Source organism: Heyndrickxia vini, assembly GCF_016772275.1.
GTDB lineage: Bacteria > Bacillota > Bacilli > Bacillales > Bacillaceae_C > Heyndrickxia > Heyndrickxia vini.
Genome location: NZ_CP065425.1, coordinates 2,498,878 through 2,517,996, shown reverse-complemented (window position 1 = coordinate 2,517,996; position 19,119 = coordinate 2,498,878). Strand labels below are relative to the sequence as shown.

Sequence of the window (19,119 nt, the reverse complement as noted above, 5' to 3'; positions counted from 1 at the left end):
AGTATTCCAGTGGAGGGCAAGTTATGTTAAATAAGTTGAAGTTAAAAAAAACTTCCAAAGGAACTCAAAGTATTGAAGAAAGAATTGAAAACATAAAAAAACATGATCTACCAAAACATATCGCAATCATAATGGACGGGAATGGTAGGTGGGCAAGTAAACGTGCATTGCCGCGAATCGCTGGACATCATGAAGGGATGAAAAAGGTTAAACCTATCACACGCTTTGCTAATAATATTGGGATTGAAGTTTTGACGCTTTACGCCTTTTCAACAGAGAATTGGATTAGACCTAAAAATGAAGTCGATTATTTAATGAAACTTCCAGAGGAATTTCTTGGTACATTCTTACCGGAATTAGTGGAAGAAAATGTTAAAGTTCAGATGATGGGCCATAAAGAAAAGTTACCAGCACATACGATGAAAGCTGTACAAAAAGCGATTGATGATACACGCGATAATACAGGGCTAATTTTAAACTTTGCCCTTAATTATGGTGGTAGGGATGAAATACTAAATGCTGTTCAAAATATTATTGTTGATATGGAAAATGGTACTATTGACAAAAATAGTGTTACAGAAGAATTATTTTCTAATTATTTAATGTCAAAAAAGTATAAAGACCCTGATTTACTGATTCGTACAAGTGGCGAAATTAGGTTAAGTAATTTTATGCTATGGCAAATGGCATATACTGAATTTGTTTTTACTGATGTTTTATGGCCTGACTTTAGTGAAGATGATTTACTGCAGGCAATTGAGGAATATCAACAAAGATCAAGAAGATATGGCGGCTTAAAAAGTGAGGGTACAGAGAAGTGAAGCAAAGAATAATTACAGCAGTGATTGCAGCAGCAATATTCATACCGATCGTAATATATGGAAATATCCCGTTTGTAATTTTATCCTATTTAATGGGAACGGTAGCCCTTTATGAGCTTTTAAAAATGAGGAAACTATCTATTTTTTCACTTCAGGGTATTATTTCATTATTATTATTATGGATCATTTTAGTTCCAAAGCAGTATACACATGTCATTGAGCATTTTGGCTATACAAAATTGCATTATATTTTTATAGCAGTTTTACTATTATTAGTCATTACTGTTATTACTAAAAATAAAACCACGTTTGATCATATCTCCTTTTTGTTACTTACGGTAGTTTATATAGGTATGGGTTTCTATTATTTTGTTGAAACACGAGATGCAGATAATGGTCTTACATATATTCTATATTCTTTATTTGCCATTTGGGCTACTGATTCCGGCGCATACTTTATAGGACGTGCAATGGGCAGAAGAAAACTTTGGCCAGAAATAAGTCCAAATAAAACAGTTGAGGGAGCAATAGGGGGAGTAGTTTGCGCAATCATCGTTGGTATTCTATTCTCACTATTTTCTAATCTAGATGCTTCTATCGTTCAACTTATTGTTGTTTCAGCAGTCGTTGCGATTTTTGGACAAATAGGGGATTTAGTGGAATCAGCCTATAAACGTCAATACGGGGTAAAAGATTCCGGCAACATCTTACCTGGACATGGAGGGATTTTGGATCGATTCGATAGCTTATTATTCGTATGGCCATTACTCCATTTACTCCATTTCGTCCAATAATAATAAAATGTTTTACTGTTTAATTAGGAGTTGAAAAGATGAGATATATTAGTTTATTAGGGGCAACTGGATCCATTGGTACGCAAACATTAGATGTGATTCGAAATCATCCAGATAAATTTCGCCTAGTTGCTTTTTCAATTGGGAAAAATATTGAGCTTGCTAGAAAAATTATTTCGGAGTTTAGTCCTGAGTTTGTATCTGTTAAAGAGCAAACGGATTATGAAACCTTAAAATCTGAATTTAGTAACAATATCCGTTTTTCCTACGGAGATGATGGGTTAGTAGAAGTAGCTGTTTATGAAAAGACCGACGTCCTTGTTAATGCTGTTATGGGAAGTGTTGGTTTATATCCGACATTGCAAGCCATTAAAGCAAAGAAAACAATTGCTTTAGCAAATAAAGAAACACTTGTTACAGCTGGCCACATCGTTATGGAATCAGCTAAAGCAAATGGTGTAGACATTTTGCCGATTGATAGCGAACATTCAGCTATATTTCAATGTTTACAAGGAGAAGCAGAAAAAAATATAGAACGTCTAATCATTACGGCATCTGGTGGTAGTTTCCGGGATAAAAGTCGTGAAGAACTTAAAGATGTTACACTTGACCAAGCATTGAACCATCCGAATTGGTCGATGGGGGCAAAAATTACGATTGACTCAGCTACTATGATGAATAAAGGTTTAGAAGTTATCGAAGCACATTGGCTTTTTAATTTACCATATGAAAAAATAGATGTATTATTACATCGAGAAAGTATCATTCATTCGATGGTTGAATTTCGGGATACTAGTGTAAAAGCACAGCTAGGTTCACCAGACATGCGTGTAGCTATTCAATATGCATTAACATATCCCGATCGCCTACCATTACCAACAGGAAATAAATTGAATTTAGCCGAAATTGGCAAATTGCATTTCGAAGATATGGATTTGAATCGTTTTGTTTGTTTAAAACTCGCTTATGAAGCTGGAAAGGCCGGAGGAACCATGCCAACGGTCTTAAATGCAGCAAATGAAGCGGCAGTTGATGCGTTTTTAAAAAGAAAAATTTCTTTCTTAACAATTGATGAATTCGTTGAAAAGGCACTTGAAAAGCATCATAGGATTACTCATCCAGATCTGGATACAATCAAAATGGTAGATCAGGAAACAAGAGCGTATATAAACTCACTCTTATAAAAGGTGGTTTTGGATTTTGACGACAGTAATCGCGTTTATTATTATTTTCGGAGCATTAGTATTTTTCCATGAAGCAGGTCATTTTTATTTCGCTAAACGAGCAGGTATTTTAGTTCGTGAATTTGCAATTGGATTTGGTCCGAAAGTATTATCTTTTAGAAAAAATGAAACTCTTTATACGATTAGGCTATTACCGATTGGTGGATATGTCCGTATGGCGGGTGAAGATCAAGAAATGGTCGAATTAAAAGCCGGTCAACGAGTTGGACTACTTTTTAATGAAAACGAAGAAGTTAATAAAATAGTTATTAATGGAAAAAGTCGTTTTTCGGATATCCGTACGATTGAGGTGGAAGAGTCTGATTTAGATCACAAGCTAATTATTAAAGGATATGAAGAAGGAGATGAGGATGAAACTTTAAAAACTTTTTCTGTTACAAAAGACGCTGTGATTGTAGAAGATCGGGTAGAAACTCAAATCGCTCCATGGGACAGACAATTTGCGTCGAAATCATTGGGACACCGTGCAATGACGATTTTTGCAGGACCAATGATGAACTTTGTTCTGGCGATTGTTATATTTACTATTTTAGCGATTATTCAAGGTGTACCTGTAAATGATCCAGTACTAGGGAAATTAACCTCAGATGGTGCGGCGAAACAAGCTGGTTTACATGAAGGTGATACGATTATAAGCATTGATGGCTCGGAAATTTCAAGTTGGGAAGATATTGTTGAAGTGATCCAAAAGCATCCGGGTGAAGAATTAATGTTTACGATTGAAAGAAATAATCAAACTAAAGATATTGCCGTTACACCGAAAGCTGAAAAAGATGGTAATAAGGAAATTGGTCGAATTGGGGTAAATAATCCAGTTCAAAAGTCACCATTAAAAGTGGCAACATATGGTGTTGAGCAAACATACCAGTGGACTATTGAGATCTTTAGAATGCTTGGTAAACTTGTAACAGGTCAATTTTCAATCGATATGTTATCGGGTCCTGTCGGTATTTATAAATCAACAGAAGTAGTCGCAAAATCAGGCATTACTTTCTTGATGAAATGGGCAGCATTATTAAGTATTAACCTAGGTATTATGAATTTATTGCCTATTCCGGCATTAGATGGTGGACGTTTACTATTCTTCGGTGTAGAAGCATTAAGAGGAAAACCAATCGATCGTCAAAAAGAAGGAATGGTCCACTTTATAGGTTTTATGTTATTAATGTTATTAATGATTATCGTCACATGGAATGATATACAAAGATTCTTTTTATAGAATAATGAAGCAATCGGAACATACCGATTGCTTCTTCTCTCTTTTTAGGAAAACATCTGTCAATGTTTGTGGATTGAAATTGTCGTGATGTTTTTTTATTATGTATATGGAATGATTTATATTTGAACGTTTATTAATGAATAGATATAGAGAAGGATGGGAGAGAAAAATATGTCTAGCAATCCCGCCGAAAAAAAAGAGCGATTTCGTGTATTATTGCAACAACTTAATATGACAGAAGATGGAATCGTCGAATCCTTTCAAAACGCGGAAATAGAAAAACTCGTAGTAGAGAGAAAAACAAAACGGTGGCATTTTTATTTCTTGTTTGAACAGATTTTGCCTTATGAAATCTTTAACCGTTTTACCCTACAATTAGAACACGCATTTAACCATGTGGCAAAGGTTGATTTTACAATTCGTGTAATGGAATCGACCATTCCCGAAGAAGTCGTCGTTAACTATTGGAGACATTGTATAAAAGAGCTTGATGGGATATCCCCTATGCTTTTATCCTTATTAAATGAGCAAGTACCGACAGTAAAAGGGAATAAATTAATTGTACAAGCAAGAAATGATACGGAAGCAAGAACACTAAAACAAAAATACGGAGAATGGATTTCAAACATCTACCAGAATTTCGGGTTTCCATTCTATGTTTTGGATGCCGAAATCGGACAGAATGAAACAAATGAAGAATATAAAAAATTTATTGAAGAAAAACAAAAAGAAGACGAAGAACGGGCGAAGTTAGCTGTAATAGAAATGCAGAAGAAAGAAACAGACTCTAGTGATTCTCCTGTAATGGAAGGTCCAGTCATGATTGGGCTATCGATTAAAGAAGATGATACTTTCCGTCGCATGGAAGAAATTATTGATGAGGAAAGAAGAATCACAGTAGAAGGATATGTATTTTTTGCGGAAACAAAGGAACTTCGTAGTGGAAGAACATTATTGACATTCAAAATTACAGACTACACTAGCTCAATTTTAGTGAAAATGTTTTCACGTGACAAAGAAGATGCTGTGATTCTCAGCCAAGTGAAAAAAGGAATGTGGATTCGAGCACGAGGAAGCATTCAAAATGATACTTTCGTTCGGGATCTTGTCATGATTGCCAATGATTTAAATGAAATTAAACCGAAACTTAGACAAGATCATTCACCCGAAGGAGAAAAACGAGTCGAGCTTCACCTTCATACACCTATGAGTCAAATGGATGCTGTTACGCCAATTAGTGACTTAGTCAGCCAGGCTAAAAAATGGGGTCACAAAGCCATTGCTGTTACCGATCATGGAATTGCTCAATCGTTCCCGGAAGCTTTCGGTGCAGGGAAAAAGAATGATATTAAAATTCTATACGGGGTAGAGGCAAATCTAGTCGATGATGGTGTTCCAATCACATACAATGATGCCCATCGATTATTAAGTGATGATACATTTGTCGTCTTTGACGTGGAAACAACAGGCTTATCTGCTGTTTATGATACAATCATTGAATTGGCTGCCGTGAAAATCCACAACGGTGAAATTATCGACCGTTTTGAATCGTTTGCTAACCCTCACCATCGGCTATCAAATACAACAATTGAACTCACAGGAATTACCGATGATATGGTTGAAAGCGCACCTGATGTTGATATTGTTTTACGAAAATTTTTAGAGTGGGCAAAAGATGATATTTTAGTAGCCCACAATGCCTCTTTTGATATGGGCTTTCTAAATGTAGGTTACCAGAAGATCGGTTTGCCAAAAGCAACAAACCCTGTTATTGATACATTAGAAGTAGCAAGATTACTTTTTCCAGAATTTAAAAATCATCGTTTAAATACACTAGCGAAAAAATTTGATATTGAATTAACCCAACACCATCGGGCGATATATGATGCTGAAGCAACCGGATATATTCTCATAAAATTATTAAAAGATGCAAATAAACAAGGAATTGAATACCATGATCAATTTAATGATTATATGGGAAAAGGTGGCGCATATAAACGGGCACGTCCATCCCACTGTATATTACTTGCACAGACAGAAGCAGGGCTTAAAAATTTATTTAAACTTATATCACTAGCCCATATTGATTATTTTTATCGTGTTCCTAGAATACCGAGATCACAATTGCAAAAATTCCGTGAAGGTATCCTCGTTGGTTCTGCATGTGATAAGGGAGAAGTATTTGAAGGGATGATGCAAAAAGCTCCCGATGAGGTAGAGGAAACTGCGAAATTCTATGATTATCTAGAAGTGCATCCAAAAGAGGTATATGCTCATTTACTAGAATTAGAATTAGTTCGAGACGAGAAATCATTAGAAGAAATTATATCGAATATTGTTAAATTAGGTGAAAAACTAGACCTTCCGGTTGTAGCAACCGGCAATGTACATTACCTTAATCCAGAGGATAAGATATATCGAAAAATTTTAATTGGTTCACAAGCGGGTGCCAATCCTTTAAATCGCCATAAATTACCAGATGTTCATTTTCGAACAACAGATGAAATGCTGCAAGCTTTTTCGTTTTTAGGTAAAGAAAAGGCAAAAGAAATTGTTATTACGAACACGAATAAAATTGCAGATATGATTGATACAATTAAACCGATTAAGGATGATCTATACACACCAAAAATTGAAGGTGCCGAAGATGAAATAAGAAATATGAGTTATGAAATGGCACGTAGTATTTATGGAGATGATCTTCCTGAGATTGTTGAAGCAAGACTGGAAAAAGAGTTGAAAAGTATTATTGGTCATGGGTTTGCAGTTATTTATCTTATTTCTCATAAACTAGTGAAAAAATCATTAGATGATGGATATCTCGTTGGTTCCCGTGGTTCAGTTGGATCTTCTTTTGTAGCAACTATGACAGAAATTACCGAAGTTAATCCGCTGCCACCTCATTACGTATGTGCAAAGTGTAAGCATTCGGAGTTTTTCAATGATGGATCAGTTGGTTCTGGTTTTGATTTACCTGATAAGGACTGTCCAAATTGTGGAATAAAATATAAAAAAGATGGACATGATATCCCATTTGAAACCTTCTTAGGTTTTAAGGGGGATAAAGTTCCCGATATTGATCTTAACTTCTCCGGAGAATACCAACCTCGTGCACATAACTATACAAAGGTTCTGTTCGGTGAGGAATATGTTTATCGTGCTGGAACAATTGGTACGGTAGCTGATAAAACTGCTTATGGATATGTTAGAGGTTACGCACAAGATAATAACCTTAATTTACGTGGTGCGGAAATTGATCGATTAGTACAAGGGTGTACAGGTGTTAAACGGACAACAGGACAGCATCCAGGGGGAATTATCGTTATTCCCGATTATATGGATGTATATGATTTTACACCAATTCAATTCCCGGCAGATGATCGGGGATCGGAATGGAAAACGACCCATTTTGACTTCCATTCGATTCATGACAATGTTTTAAAATTAGATATACTTGGACACGATGATCCAACAATGATTCGTATGCTTCAAGATCTGAGCGGTATCGATCCGAAAACAATTCCAACCGATGATCCCGTCGTAATGCAAATCTTTAGCGGTACGAAATCATTAGGGGTTACTGAAGAACAGATTATGTGTAAAACAGGAACGTTGGGGATTCCGGAGTTTGGAACAAGATTTGTAAGGCAGATGCTTGAAGATACAAAACCAACAACTTTCTCCGAACTAGTCCAAATTTCTGGTCTTTCTCATGGGACAGATGTTTGGTTAGGAAATGCACAAGAATTGATTCACAACGGAACTTGTACATTACCGGAAGTAATTGGATGTCGTGATGACATCATGGTTTATTTGATTTATCAAAACTTAGAACCATCACTAGCTTTTAAAATTATGGAATCGGTTCGTAAGGGGAAAGGATTGCAGCCGGAAATGGAAGAGGAAATGCGAAAGCAAAATGTTCCGGAATGGTATATCGATTCTTGTAAAAAAATTAAATACATGTTCCCTAAGGCCCATGCTGCAGCATATGTTTTGATGGCAGTTCGTATTGCTTATTTTAAAGTCCATTTACCATTGCTTTATTATGCGGCATATTTCACAGTTAGGGCCGAAGACTTCGACTTAGAAGCGATGGTCCGAGGTTCAAGTTCCATTCGAACCAAGATTGATGAAATAAATGCTAAAGGATTAGACGCATCTACAAAGGAAAAAAGTTTATTAACGGTATTAGAGCTTTGTCTGGAAATGTGTGAACGTGGTTTCCAATTTCAACGGGTCGATCTTTATCGTTCAAAGGCCTCAGAGTTTGTTATTGATGGGAACTCATTAATACCACCTTTCAATGCAATTCCGGGTTTAGGAACAAACGCGGCATTAAATATTGTAAAAGCACGTGAAGAAGGGGAATTCTTATCAAAAGAAGATCTTCAACAACGTGGAAGAGTTTCAAAAACAATTATAGAGTATCTAAACAATCACGGTTGTCTAGAATCTCTTCCAGAGCAGAATCAATTGTCGTTGTTTTAATTTATAAATAGTGCTTGTCGGGGCTGAGCAGTCGCCTTCGCTTTTCGAGATGTCCAGCTGCGGGCGCTATCGGCTCGCGTCGCTTCGGTCTGCCGTGGAAGGTTTGAAAAACAACCTTCCTTGTCAGCCCTCCAGCGAGTTTCGCCGATAATCAAGCGCCCTTCGCTTTTCGAGATCCAGCTGCGGCTCCTAGCCCCTCGAGGTCATAAGTCAACTTACTGCGTGGCTAAAGGGCAAGCCACTACGTAAGCTGCCTTATGCTTGTCGGGGCTGAGCAGTCGCCTTCGCTTTTCGAATTGTCCAGCTGCGGGCGCTATCGGCTCGCGTCGCTTCGGTCTGCCGTGGAAGGTTTGAAAAACAACCTTCCTCGTCAGCCCTCCAGCGAGTTTCGCCGATAATCAAGCGCCCTCCGCTTTTCGAATTATTTGCATATAAATTTTGGTTATGGTATATTTTTATTGGAAATACTACTGATAACTCTTGGAAAGAGTGGGGCATACCCACTCTTTCGTCTTTTTGGTTAAGTCCATTTTGCTTCTATGATGATTAATTTTTATTAATTTATAAGCTATTACCATTGTTAATCAGGAGGTTTTTATGAGCAAAGTAACGGACATTGTCGAAGAACTCGTTACACCTATCATTCAAGATATGAAACTTGATCTTGTAGATATTGAATATGTTAAAGAAGGAAAAAATTGGTTTCTTCGCGTATTTATAGATAAAGAAAATGGAATTGATATCGAAGAATGTGGGATTGTAAGTGAGCGATTAGGGGAAAAATTGGATGAACTCGACCCAATTCCTAATAATTATTTTCTAGAAGTATCTTCTCCAGGTGCAGAACGTCCTTTGAAAAAAGAAAAGGATTTCAAACTAGCAGTTGGAAAAAACGTCAGTATCAGTACTTATGAACAAATTGACGGAGAGAAACAATTTGAAGGAAAACTACTAGATTTTGATGGTCAAACATTAAAACTTGAAATGAAAATTAAAACGAGGAAAAAAGAAGTAGAAATTCCATATGAAAAAGTGGCAAAGGCACGTCTAGCTATTTTATTTTAATTTTTACAAATGCTGCAGTATTTACTGCATACTGTTCTAACCATTACTTACAAGGTAGAACCCATTAGTTTAACTCGCGAAGTTTCTATTATTTTTGAGGGGGATGACAATTCCATGAGCACAGAATTATTAGATGCTCTTATTATTTTAGAAAAAGAGAAAGGGATTTCTCGTGACGTAATCATAGAAGCAATTGAAGCAGCGTTAGTATCTGCATATCGACGGAATTTTAACCAAGCGCAAAATGTGCGAACAGACTTGAATTTAGCAAATGGTACAATGAGAGTTTTTGCTAGAAAAGATGTTGTCGATGAGGTTTTTGATTCCCGACTTGAAATATCACTGGAGGATGCAGTGAAAATTAATCCCGCGTATGAAGTGGGAGATGTAGTTGAAATAGAAGTAACACCTAAAGATTTTGGCCGTATCGCCGCTCAAACTGCAAAGCAAGTTGTGACTCAACGTGTTCGTGAGGCGGAAAGAGGAATCATTTATTCTGAATTTATCGATCGCGAAGATGATATTATGACAGGTATTGTCCAAAGACAAGATCCTCGTTTCATCTATGTAAATCTAGGGAAAATTGAAGCATTACTTGCACAAAGTGAGCAAATGCCAAATGAATCTTATCGTCCACATGATCGGATAAAGGTTTATATTACTAAGGTTGAAAAAACAACAAAAGGACCACAAATTTTTGTATCCCGTACACATCCTGGTTTATTAAAACGATTATTTGAAATTGAAGTACCTGAAATATATGATGGTACAGTTGAAATCCGCTCTGTTGCACGTGAGGCGGGAGATCGCTCGAAAATTTCTGTTTTTACTGATCGAGCAGAAGTTGATCCAGTTGGTGCATGTGTAGGTCCTAAAGGTTCAAGGGTTCAAGCAATTGTAAATGAACTTAAAGGTGAAAAAATTGACATCGTTGAATGGTCGGATAACCCAGTAACCTTTGTTGCTAACGCGTTAAGTCCTTCTAAAGTTCTTGATGTTATCGTAGATGAAGAAGAAAAAGCGACTACAGTAATTGTGCCCGATTATCAACTATCTCTTGCTATCGGAAAACGCGGACAAAATGCTAGATTAGCTGCGAAACTTACTGGATGGAAAATTGACATTAAAAGTGAATCAGAAGCACGTGAGTTAGGAATTTATCCGCGCGAGGATGCAGCTTTAATTACAAGCGATGATCAGCTTGATGATAGTTTCGAAATGCTAGAAGACGATTTCGAATAGGGGTGATCGAAATGGCTACTCAAAAGAAAATTCCATTAAGGAAATGTGTTGCTACAGGTGAAATGAAACCTAAAAAAGAAATGATTAGAATCGTTCGTTCTAAGGATGGAGAAGTATCAATCGACCTTAAAGGAAAACAATCTGGGAGAGGTGCGTATCTGTCCAAGGATAAAGAGGCTATTCTACTAGCAAAGAAAAAAAACATTTTAGCCAATCATTTAGAGACTTCTATAGATGAAACCATTTATGATGAGCTTTTGAGGCTCATTGAAAGGGAGAATCTATAGATATATGACTGAATCAAAGGCATTATCATTACTTGGTTTAGCAAATCGCGCGCGTAAAGTAATATCTGGTGAAGAATTAGTAATTAAAGAAGTGAAAAATGGCCGCGCAAAACTTGTGTTACTTTCCAAAGATGCATCGGAAAATACAACAAAAAAAGTGCAAGATAAATGTCGTTTTTATCACATCCCAATTTATGGGATCACAAATAGAGAAATCCTCGGGACCGCGATTGGAAAAGAATCAAGAGTTGTCGTAGCAATAACGGATCTGGGCTTTGCGAAGAAATTAGAAATCTTGCTCGGTGAATCATAAGGTGGGGGTGAACATATGAGTAAAATTCGAATTTATGAGTACGCAAAAAAACAAAATGTTTCAAGTAAAGACGTTATTTCAAAGCTTAAAGAAATAAACATTGAAGTCAATAATCATATGTCTACGATTGATGGGGATACTATTAGCAAATTAGATAAAATGTATAATCGTCATGATAATAAGGCGAAATCTAATTCTAATAACAATCAATCACATAATAAACAACAAGTAAATAAAAAAAATAGCCAAAAAGAAATGGAAGTTGAAGAGAGCCTCGTGAAAGATAATACACAACAAAAACATAAACCTAACGAATCTAAGCCAAATAGTAAAAACAACGCACCTAGGGACAATAAAGGTTCAAATAATAAAAGGCAAAAAAATAATAATAAAAATAAAAATAAACAACGTCCACAACAACAACAACAAATGCCGCCGAAGAAAAAAGAACTTCCAAGTAAAATTACATTTAGCGGTTCATTGACTGTTGCCGAGCTTGCGAAAAAATTACACAGAGAACCATCTGAATTAATTAAAAAGCTTTTCATGCTTGGTGTTGTTGCAACGATTAATAATGAACTTGACAAGGATTCTATTGAACTTATCGCTACAGACTACGGCGTAGAAGTTGAAGAAGAAATACAAATCGATACAACCGATCTTGAAGTATATTTTACTGAAGATACAGAAGAGAATCTTAAAGAACGTCCATCAGTCGTTACGATAATGGGACATGTTGACCACGGGAAAACAACAACATTGGATTCTATTCGTAATACGAAAGTAACTGCTGGCGAAGCTGGTGGTATTACACAACATATTGGTGCTTATCAAGTAGAAGTAAACGGCAAAAAGATTACATTCTTAGATACACCTGGGCATGCTGCTTTTACAACGATGAGGGCACGAGGAGCACAAATAACAGATATTACAATATTAGTTGTGGCAGCTGATGATGGGGTAATGCCACAAACGATTGAGGCAATTAATCACGCCAAAGCGGCGAATGTGCCAATCATCGTTGCAGTGAACAAAATGGATAAACCTGCTGCAAACCCTGATCGAGTTATGCAAGAATTAACAGAACATGGGCTTGTACCAGAGGATTGGGGCGGCGATACGATTTTTGTTCCAATTTCTGCGAAAAATGGAGAAGGTATTGATAACTTGCTTGAAATGATTCTACTTGTGGGTGAAGTGGAAGAATATAAAGCGAATCCGAACCGAAATGCAGTTGGTACAGTAATTGAAGCGCAATTAGACAAAGGACGTGGGTCAGTTGCAACGTTGTTAGTTCAAAATGGTACATTACGTGTGGGTGATCCAATTGTTGTAGGACATACTTTTGGACGTGTACGTGCAATGGTGAATGATTTAGGTCGCCGCGTAAAGGAAGCAGGCCCATCAACTCCAGTAGAAATTACCGGTTTAAATGATGTACCACAAGCGGGAGATCGCTTTGTCGTATTTGATGATGAAAAAACAGCTCGACAAGTTGGAGAATTACGCGCACAACAAGCTGTTTTAGCACAACGAAATGAAACTGCCCGGGTAAGCCTAGATACTTTATTCGAACAAATGAAACAAGGCGAAATGAAGGATATAAATATTATTATTAAAGCAGATGTGCAAGGATCAGTAGAAGCGCTCGCAGCATCATTGCAAAAAATTGATGTAGAAGGTGTAAATGTTAGAATTATTCATACTGCTGTTGGTGGTATTAATGAATCTGATATCTCTCTTGCTGCAGCATCAAATGCAATTGTTATCGGTTTTAATGTACGCCCAGATGTAAATGCAAAACGTGCAGCAGAAGCTGAAAATGTTGATATTCGATTACACCGTATTATTTATAAAGTAATTGAAGAAATCGAGTCTGCGATGAAAGGTATGCTTGATCCGGAATTCCATGAGAAAATTATTGGTCAAGTGGAAGTACGTCAAACTTTCAAAGTATCTAAAGTTGGTACTATTGCAGGAAGCTATGTTACAGATGGTAAAATTACTCGTGATAGCGGTATCCGTATTATCCGAAATAGTGTCGTCATTTTTGAAGGAGAAATCGATACGTTAAAACGTTACAAAGATGATGCGAAAGAAGTAAGTCAAGGTTATGAATGTGGGATTACCATTAAAAACTACAATGATCTAAAAGAAGGAGATATCATTGAAGCCTTTATAATGGAAGAAGTTGAACGTGCGTGATCCGATATGTGGAATGTGAATTCCGCATTTATGAAGTCGGTTCTTTAAAGGAAAAAAGAGCGGTCCTCCAAAGAACGATATCTAGACTTAAACAAAAATTAAATGTTTCAGTTTCTGAAATAGGTCATCAGGATTTGTGGCAGCGAACAAAAATTGCTGTTGTTTCTGTTGCCTCGTCTCAAACAGCGGCTGAAAAGGAAATAGAAAATGCGATAAAATTTTTAGATTCCTTTCCCGAATGGGAAAGACTAGAAACCATTTATGAATGGTTGTAATGTGAGGTGTTATATATGAGCCTACGTGCAAATCGTGTCGGAGAGCAAATGAAGAAAGAACTTAGTGAAATTATCGGCCGAAAAATAAAGGACCCGCGTATTGGCTTTGTTACAGTAACAGATGTTCAGGTAACAGGTGACCTCCAACAAGCAACAGTGTATATTACTGTTCTAGGTGGGGATAAACAAAAAGAGGGAACACTTCTTGCACTTGAAAAAGCAAAAGGATTTATTCGTTCTGAAGTTGGACATAGAATTCGCTTGAGAAAAACTCCAGAACTTTCATTTGCATTCGATGAATCAATTGAGTATGGGAATCGAATCGAAACCATTATTAAAGAAATAAACACAGATAAATAGACAAAAAAGGATAGACAATTTTGTCTATCCTTTTTTCAAGAGATTATGTAAAAAGGAGTACTCGTATGGATGGAATTCTTCCTTTATGGAAACCAAAAGGAATGACCTCACATGATTGTGTATTTAAGATAAGAAAAATGCTGAAAATGAAAAAGGTTGGACATACAGGAACCCTTGATCCTGATGTAACGGGTGTCCTCCCAATTTGTTTAGGAAAGGCAACAAAAGTTGCAGAATACATAACGAATGCTGGAAAAGAATACGAAGGAGAAGTTACACTTGGATATTCAACGACAACTGAGGATGCCAGTGGTGATAAAATTGACGAAGTTCAAATACATGAAACAATCAATCGCAATCAAATTTTAGAAGTGCTTCAATCATTTCGTGGAGAAATTTCGCAAACTCCTCCAATGTATTCAGCAGTAAAAGTAAACGGGAAAAGGTTGTATGAATACGCTAGGAAAGGAATTGAGATTGAACGCCCAACAAGAATCGTTAACATTTATGAAATTGAATTACTTGATGATAGAAAGATTTTTTCGGGGAACCCCATTTCATTTCGTTTTCGGGTAAAATGCAGCAAAGGGACATATATAAGGACGTTAGCAGTGTCCATTGGTGAAAAGTTAGGCTATCCAGCTCATATGTCTGAACTTACAAGGACATCTTCCGGTTCTTTTACTAAGGATGATTGTTTAACTTTTTCCGAGATAGAAACACATCTGGATGAAAATACATTAAACAATGTAATCTTTCCTTTAGATAGGGGAGTTTCTCATTTGCCGAAATACGTGATTAATGATACATTAGCAGAGAAAGTGAATAATGGCGCGGTTTTAGAAAAAGGTGAATGGTGGACTTTTGGAGATAAGGAAGTTGTTATAATCCATCAGAATCAAGTGAAAGCGATTTACAAAATTCATCCTGAAAAACCGCATTTAATAAAGCCTGTTAAAGTTCTTAATAATTGATCTAATAGAAAGAAATAGGTGAGAAATTTGAAGGTAATCACGATACATCATCCACATACATTTAACGAGCAGGATTTTCCACCGCTAGTAATGGCTCTTGGATATTTTGATGGAATTCACTTAGGACATCAAAAAGTAATTAATTTAGCGAAGGAAATTGCTGAACAAAAACATTGGAAAAGTGCAGTTATGACATTTGATCCGCACCCTTCTGTTGTTTTAAGTCAAAATAACAAACAAATTGAGCTAATCACTCCTATTGAAGATAAGAAAAAACTAATTGAAGAAATGGGAATTGACTATTTATTTATTGTTCAGTTTACATCTAATTTTGCTAATCTAACACCTGAAGAATACGTAAAACAATATATTATCGGATTAAATGTTCATCATGTAGTTGCCGGATTTGATTTCTCCTATGGGAAATTCGGTAAAGGTACGATGGAAACATTACCTATTCATTCTGAAGGGAAATTCAGCTATACGAAAGTTGAGAAGCTTGCGATTAGCCGAAAATCAGGAGATGAGAAAGTGAGTTCAAGCTTAACAAGGGGATTATTAGCGGACGGTGATATGACGGAAGTTCATCGTGTTTTAGGAAGATTTTACATGACAAATGGAATTGTAATTCACGGTGAAAAGCGTGGTAGACAAATTGGTTTTCCGACTGCCAATATAAAACTATCGAAAGAATATATTATCCCGAAAACAGGTGTTTATGCTGTAAAAATAAAAATTGATGGAAATTGGTATAATGGGGTATGTAATGTAGGATTCAAGCCAACCTTCAAAAGTGTTGATGAATATTCTTTATCAATTGAAGTTCATATTATTGATTTTGATCAATCCATCTACGGTGAAGAAGTTTCGATTGAATGGCATTTAAGAATTAGGGATGAACAGAAATTTGACGGAATCGAACAATTAAAACTTCAGATTGCAAAAGATAAACAAAATACCATTAATTACTTTGAAAAAAGTAGAAACTAGACTTGTTTTTTTTGTCAAAAAGTAGTATTCTATTACAGTGTAATGAACCGTTGCTTGGCAAGTCGAGTCACCGACGCTTGCTCAGTAACAGGGGATTATTTATTTTTAGGAGGTGAAAAGGATGGCAATTGCTCAAGAACGCAAAAACGAAATCATCAATCAATTCAAAGTTCATGAAACTGATACTGGTTCACCAGAAGTTCAAATTGCAATCCTTACAGAGGATATTAATAATTTGAATGAACATTTACGTGCGCACAAAAAAGATCACCATTCACGTCGCGGTCTTTTGAAAATGGTTGGTAAACGTCGTAACTTACTAACTTATTTACGTAATAAAGATGTTCAACGTTACCGTGAGTTAATTAACAAATTAGGCTTACGTCGTTAATTTATATCGTCGAATTAACAAAAGAAGCGGGATTTTTCCCGCTTTTTTATTAGCAATAAAAAGATTATCATGATAACTCCCAAAAAGTTACGATAAACTTTTAAGTTATTTTGATTACAATACATAATAAGTGATGACATAAAAAGATTTTAAATAATGTTTTGTTCAAACTGACTACGAAATTAATCATGCTTTTACAATCCCTTTTAATATGAAAAGGCGATATAAAAGTAGAAAGGAGTTTTTATATGGAACAAGAAAAACAAGTATTTACTTTAGATTGGGCCGGCCGCGAACTTACTGTTGAAATTGGTCAATTAGCTAAACAAGCGAACGGTGCAGTCTTAGTACGTTACGGAGATACTGCCGTTTTAAGTACTGCAACGGCTTCAAAAGAACCTAAATCTGTTGACTTTTTCCCGTTAACTGTAAATTATGAAGAACGTCTTTACGCTGTAGGAAAGATACCTGGAGGATTTATTAAAAGGGAAGGGCGACCAAGTGAAAAAGCAATCTTAGCAAGTCGCTTAATAGATCGCCCAATTCGTCCATTATTTGCCGATGGATTCAGAAACGAGGTCCAAGTAGTAAGTATTGTTATGAGTGTGGATCAAGATTGTCCATCTGAAATGGCGGCAATGTTCGGATCCTCACTTTCATTATCCGTATCTGATATCCCTTTTGAAGGGCCAATTGCTGGAGTAATTGTTGGTCGAATTGATGATGAATTTATCATTAATCCTACAGTATCACAAATGGAAAAAAGTGATATGCACTTAACTGTTGCTGGAACAAAAGATGCGATTAATATGGTTGAAGCGGGAGCGAATGAAGTTCCTGAAGAAATAATGTTAGAAGCAATTATGTATGGCCACGAAGAAATAAAAAGACTAATCAAATTCCAAGAAGAGATTGTTTTAAAAATTGGAAAAGAAAAAATGCAAGTTACCTTATACGAAATCGACGAAGAATTGGAATCAGAAGTTCGTTCGATGTGTGAAGAAGACTTAATTAAAGCTATTCAAGTACAAGAAAAACATGCAAGAGAAGAAGCAATTCAAATGGTAAAAGATCAAGTGATTGCTAAATATGAGGAACGTGAAGAATTAGCTGATGATACAATTAAGCAAGTAAAGCAAATTTTAAATAAATTGGTAAAAGGTGAAGTACGCCGATTAATTACTGAGGAAAAAGTACGCCCGGATGGAAGAAAAATCGATGAAATTCGTCCTTTATCTTCGGAAGTTGGCTTATTATCAAGAACACATGGATCCGGTTTATTCACACGTGGACAAACACAAGCATTAAGTATATGTACACTTGGTGCATTAGGTGATGTACAAATATTGGATGGGTTGGGAATTGAAGAATCAAAACGCTTTATGCATCATTATAACTTCCCACAATTTAGTGTAGGTGAAACTGGACCAATGAGAGGGCCTGGTCGCCGTGAAATCGGACATGGTGCACTTGGAGAACGGGCACTTGAACCTGTTATACCGAATGAACAACAATTTCCTTATACGATTCGATTAGTTTCAGAAGTATTAGAATCCAATGGGTCTACTTCTCAAGCCAGTATTTGTGCTAGTACATTAGCAATGATGGATGCAGGGGTACCAATTAAAGCACCGGTAGCGGGAATTGCGATGGGGTTAGTTAAATCTGGTGATTACTATACAATTTTAACTGATATTCAAGGCATGGAAGATCATTTAGGAGATATGGATTTTAAAGTTGCAGGTACTTCTAAAGGTGTAACAGCGCTGCAAATGGATATTAAAATTGAAGGTCTTTCAAGACAAATATTAGAAGAAGCACTACAACAAGCAAAACAAGGTCGGATGCAAATATTAAGTCATATGATGTCGACACTTTCTAATCCGCGTGAATCGTTGTCTGCATTTGCACCAAAAATTTTAACAATGACCATTAATCCAGATAAGATCAGAGATGTGATTGGACCGAGTGGTAAACAAATTAATAAAATTATAGAAGAAACTGGCGTCAAAATTGATATTGAACAAGATGGAACAGTCTTCATTTCATCAACGGATGAAGAAATGAATAAAAAAGCGAAGAAAATCATTGAAGATATCGTTCGTGAAGTAGAAGTAGGACAAATTTACTTAGGAAAAGTAAAACGGATTGAAAAATTTGGTGCCTTTGTCGAAATCTTTAGTGGAAAAGACGGCCTCGTTCATATTTCGGAAATTGCGGAAGAAAGAGTCCGTAAAGTAGAGGACGTATTAAAAATTGGGGATGAAATTCTTGTTAAAGTTCTCGAAATTGATAACCAAGGCAGAGTAAATCTTTCACGCAAAGCGGTTTTAAAAGAGCAAAAAGAAAAAAATGAAGACAAAGAGTAAAGTCAGGTAATATCCTGGCTTTTTTTATGGTTCATTAATTTCTAGATCCAAACGAAACTGGAAATGAATAAAATACTAT

General features: G+C 36.2%; 16 protein-coding genes. All 16 read left to right on the top strand.

Going from position 1 to position 19,119, the window contains the following annotated elements; all coding sequences use genetic code 11:
- The first annotated feature begins 23 nt into the window (after nucleotides 1-23).
- Nucleotides 24-821, top strand: coding sequence for an undecaprenyl pyrophosphate synthase (gene uppS, locus I5776_RS12555; RefSeq protein ID WP_202776748.1), 798 nt, complete (start codon nucleotides 24-26; stop codon nucleotides 819-821).
- Nucleotides 818-1,615 (top strand): phosphatidate cytidylyltransferase, encoded by a 798-nt coding sequence (locus I5776_RS12550; RefSeq protein WP_202776747.1) that lies wholly within the window; start codon nucleotides 818-820, stop codon nucleotides 1,613-1,615. Before uppS ends, I5776_RS12550 begins: the two co-directional genes overlap by 4 nt.
- 38 nt (nucleotides 1,616-1,653) lie before the next feature.
- Nucleotides 1,654-2,799 carry a 1-deoxy-D-xylulose-5-phosphate reductoisomerase gene (locus I5776_RS12545; RefSeq protein WP_202776746.1) on the top strand — a complete coding sequence of 382 codons (1,146 nt, stop codon included), beginning with the start codon at nucleotides 1,654-1,656 and terminating at the stop codon, nucleotides 2,797-2,799.
- Nucleotides 2,800-2,815: 16 nt separating this feature from the next.
- Nucleotides 2,816-4,078 carry an RIP metalloprotease RseP gene (gene rseP / locus I5776_RS12540; RefSeq protein ID WP_202776745.1) on the top strand — a complete coding sequence of 421 codons (1,263 nt, stop codon included), beginning with the start codon at nucleotides 2,816-2,818 and terminating at the stop codon, nucleotides 4,076-4,078.
- 171 nt (nucleotides 4,079-4,249) lie between these two features.
- Nucleotides 4,250-8,569 carry a PolC-type DNA polymerase III gene (locus tag I5776_RS12535; protein ID WP_202776744.1) on the top strand — a complete coding sequence of 1,440 codons (4,320 nt, stop codon included), beginning with the start codon at nucleotides 4,250-4,252 and terminating at the stop codon, nucleotides 8,567-8,569.
- A 597-nt stretch (nucleotides 8,570-9,166) separates the two neighbouring features.
- Entirely contained in the window at nucleotides 9,167-9,634 is a 468-nt protein-coding gene (rimP, locus tag I5776_RS12530; protein WP_202776743.1) for a ribosome maturation factor RimP, read from the top strand.
- A 114-nt stretch (nucleotides 9,635-9,748) separates the two neighbouring features.
- Complete coding sequence (gene nusA, locus I5776_RS12525; protein WP_202776742.1) at nucleotides 9,749-10,876, top strand: transcription termination factor NusA; 1,128 nt, start codon at nucleotides 9,749-9,751, stop codon at nucleotides 10,874-10,876.
- Nucleotides 10,877-10,887: 11 nt separating this feature from the next.
- The gene (rnpM, locus tag I5776_RS12520) at nucleotides 10,888-11,163 is read left to right on the top strand and encodes an RNase P modulator RnpM (protein WP_202776741.1); all 276 of its coding nucleotides are present in this window, start codon (nucleotides 10,888-10,890) and stop codon (nucleotides 11,161-11,163) included.
- A gap of 4 nt (nucleotides 11,164-11,167) precedes the next feature.
- Nucleotides 11,168-11,476, top strand: coding sequence for a YlxQ family RNA-binding protein (locus I5776_RS12515; protein WP_202776740.1), 309 nt, complete (start codon nucleotides 11,168-11,170; stop codon nucleotides 11,474-11,476).
- A gap of 15 nt (nucleotides 11,477-11,491) precedes the next feature.
- Nucleotides 11,492-13,681, top strand: coding sequence for a translation initiation factor IF-2 (gene infB, locus I5776_RS12510; protein ID WP_202776739.1), 2,190 nt, complete (start codon nucleotides 11,492-11,494; stop codon nucleotides 13,679-13,681).
- Nucleotides 13,678-13,956, top strand: coding sequence for a DUF503 domain-containing protein (locus I5776_RS12505; RefSeq protein ID WP_202776738.1), 279 nt, complete (start codon nucleotides 13,678-13,680; stop codon nucleotides 13,954-13,956). The genes infB and I5776_RS12505 overlap by 4 nt, the downstream gene beginning before the upstream one ends.
- A 15-nt stretch (nucleotides 13,957-13,971) precedes the next feature.
- A complete protein-coding gene (rbfA, locus tag I5776_RS12500) occupies nucleotides 13,972-14,316 on the top strand; it encodes a 30S ribosome-binding factor RbfA (protein WP_202776737.1) in 345 nt (114 codons plus the stop codon).
- A 65-nt stretch (nucleotides 14,317-14,381) separates the two neighbouring features.
- Nucleotides 14,382-15,290, top strand: a complete 909-nt coding sequence (gene truB / locus I5776_RS12495; RefSeq protein ID WP_202776736.1) for a tRNA pseudouridine(55) synthase TruB — start codon at nucleotides 14,382-14,384, stop codon at nucleotides 15,288-15,290.
- A 27-nt stretch (nucleotides 15,291-15,317) separates the two neighbouring features.
- Entirely contained in the window at nucleotides 15,318-16,280 is a 963-nt protein-coding gene (gene ribF, locus I5776_RS12490) for a bifunctional riboflavin kinase/FAD synthetase (protein ID WP_202776735.1), read from the top strand.
- Between the two features lie 121 nt (nucleotides 16,281-16,401).
- Nucleotides 16,402-16,671, top strand: coding sequence for a 30S ribosomal protein S15 (gene rpsO, locus I5776_RS12485; RefSeq protein WP_202776734.1), 270 nt, complete (start codon nucleotides 16,402-16,404; stop codon nucleotides 16,669-16,671).
- A gap of 248 nt (nucleotides 16,672-16,919) precedes the next feature.
- Complete coding sequence (gene pnp, locus I5776_RS12480; RefSeq protein WP_202776733.1) at nucleotides 16,920-19,040, top strand: polyribonucleotide nucleotidyltransferase; 2,121 nt, start codon at nucleotides 16,920-16,922, stop codon at nucleotides 19,038-19,040.
- Nucleotides 19,041-19,119 lie beyond the last annotated feature (79 nt).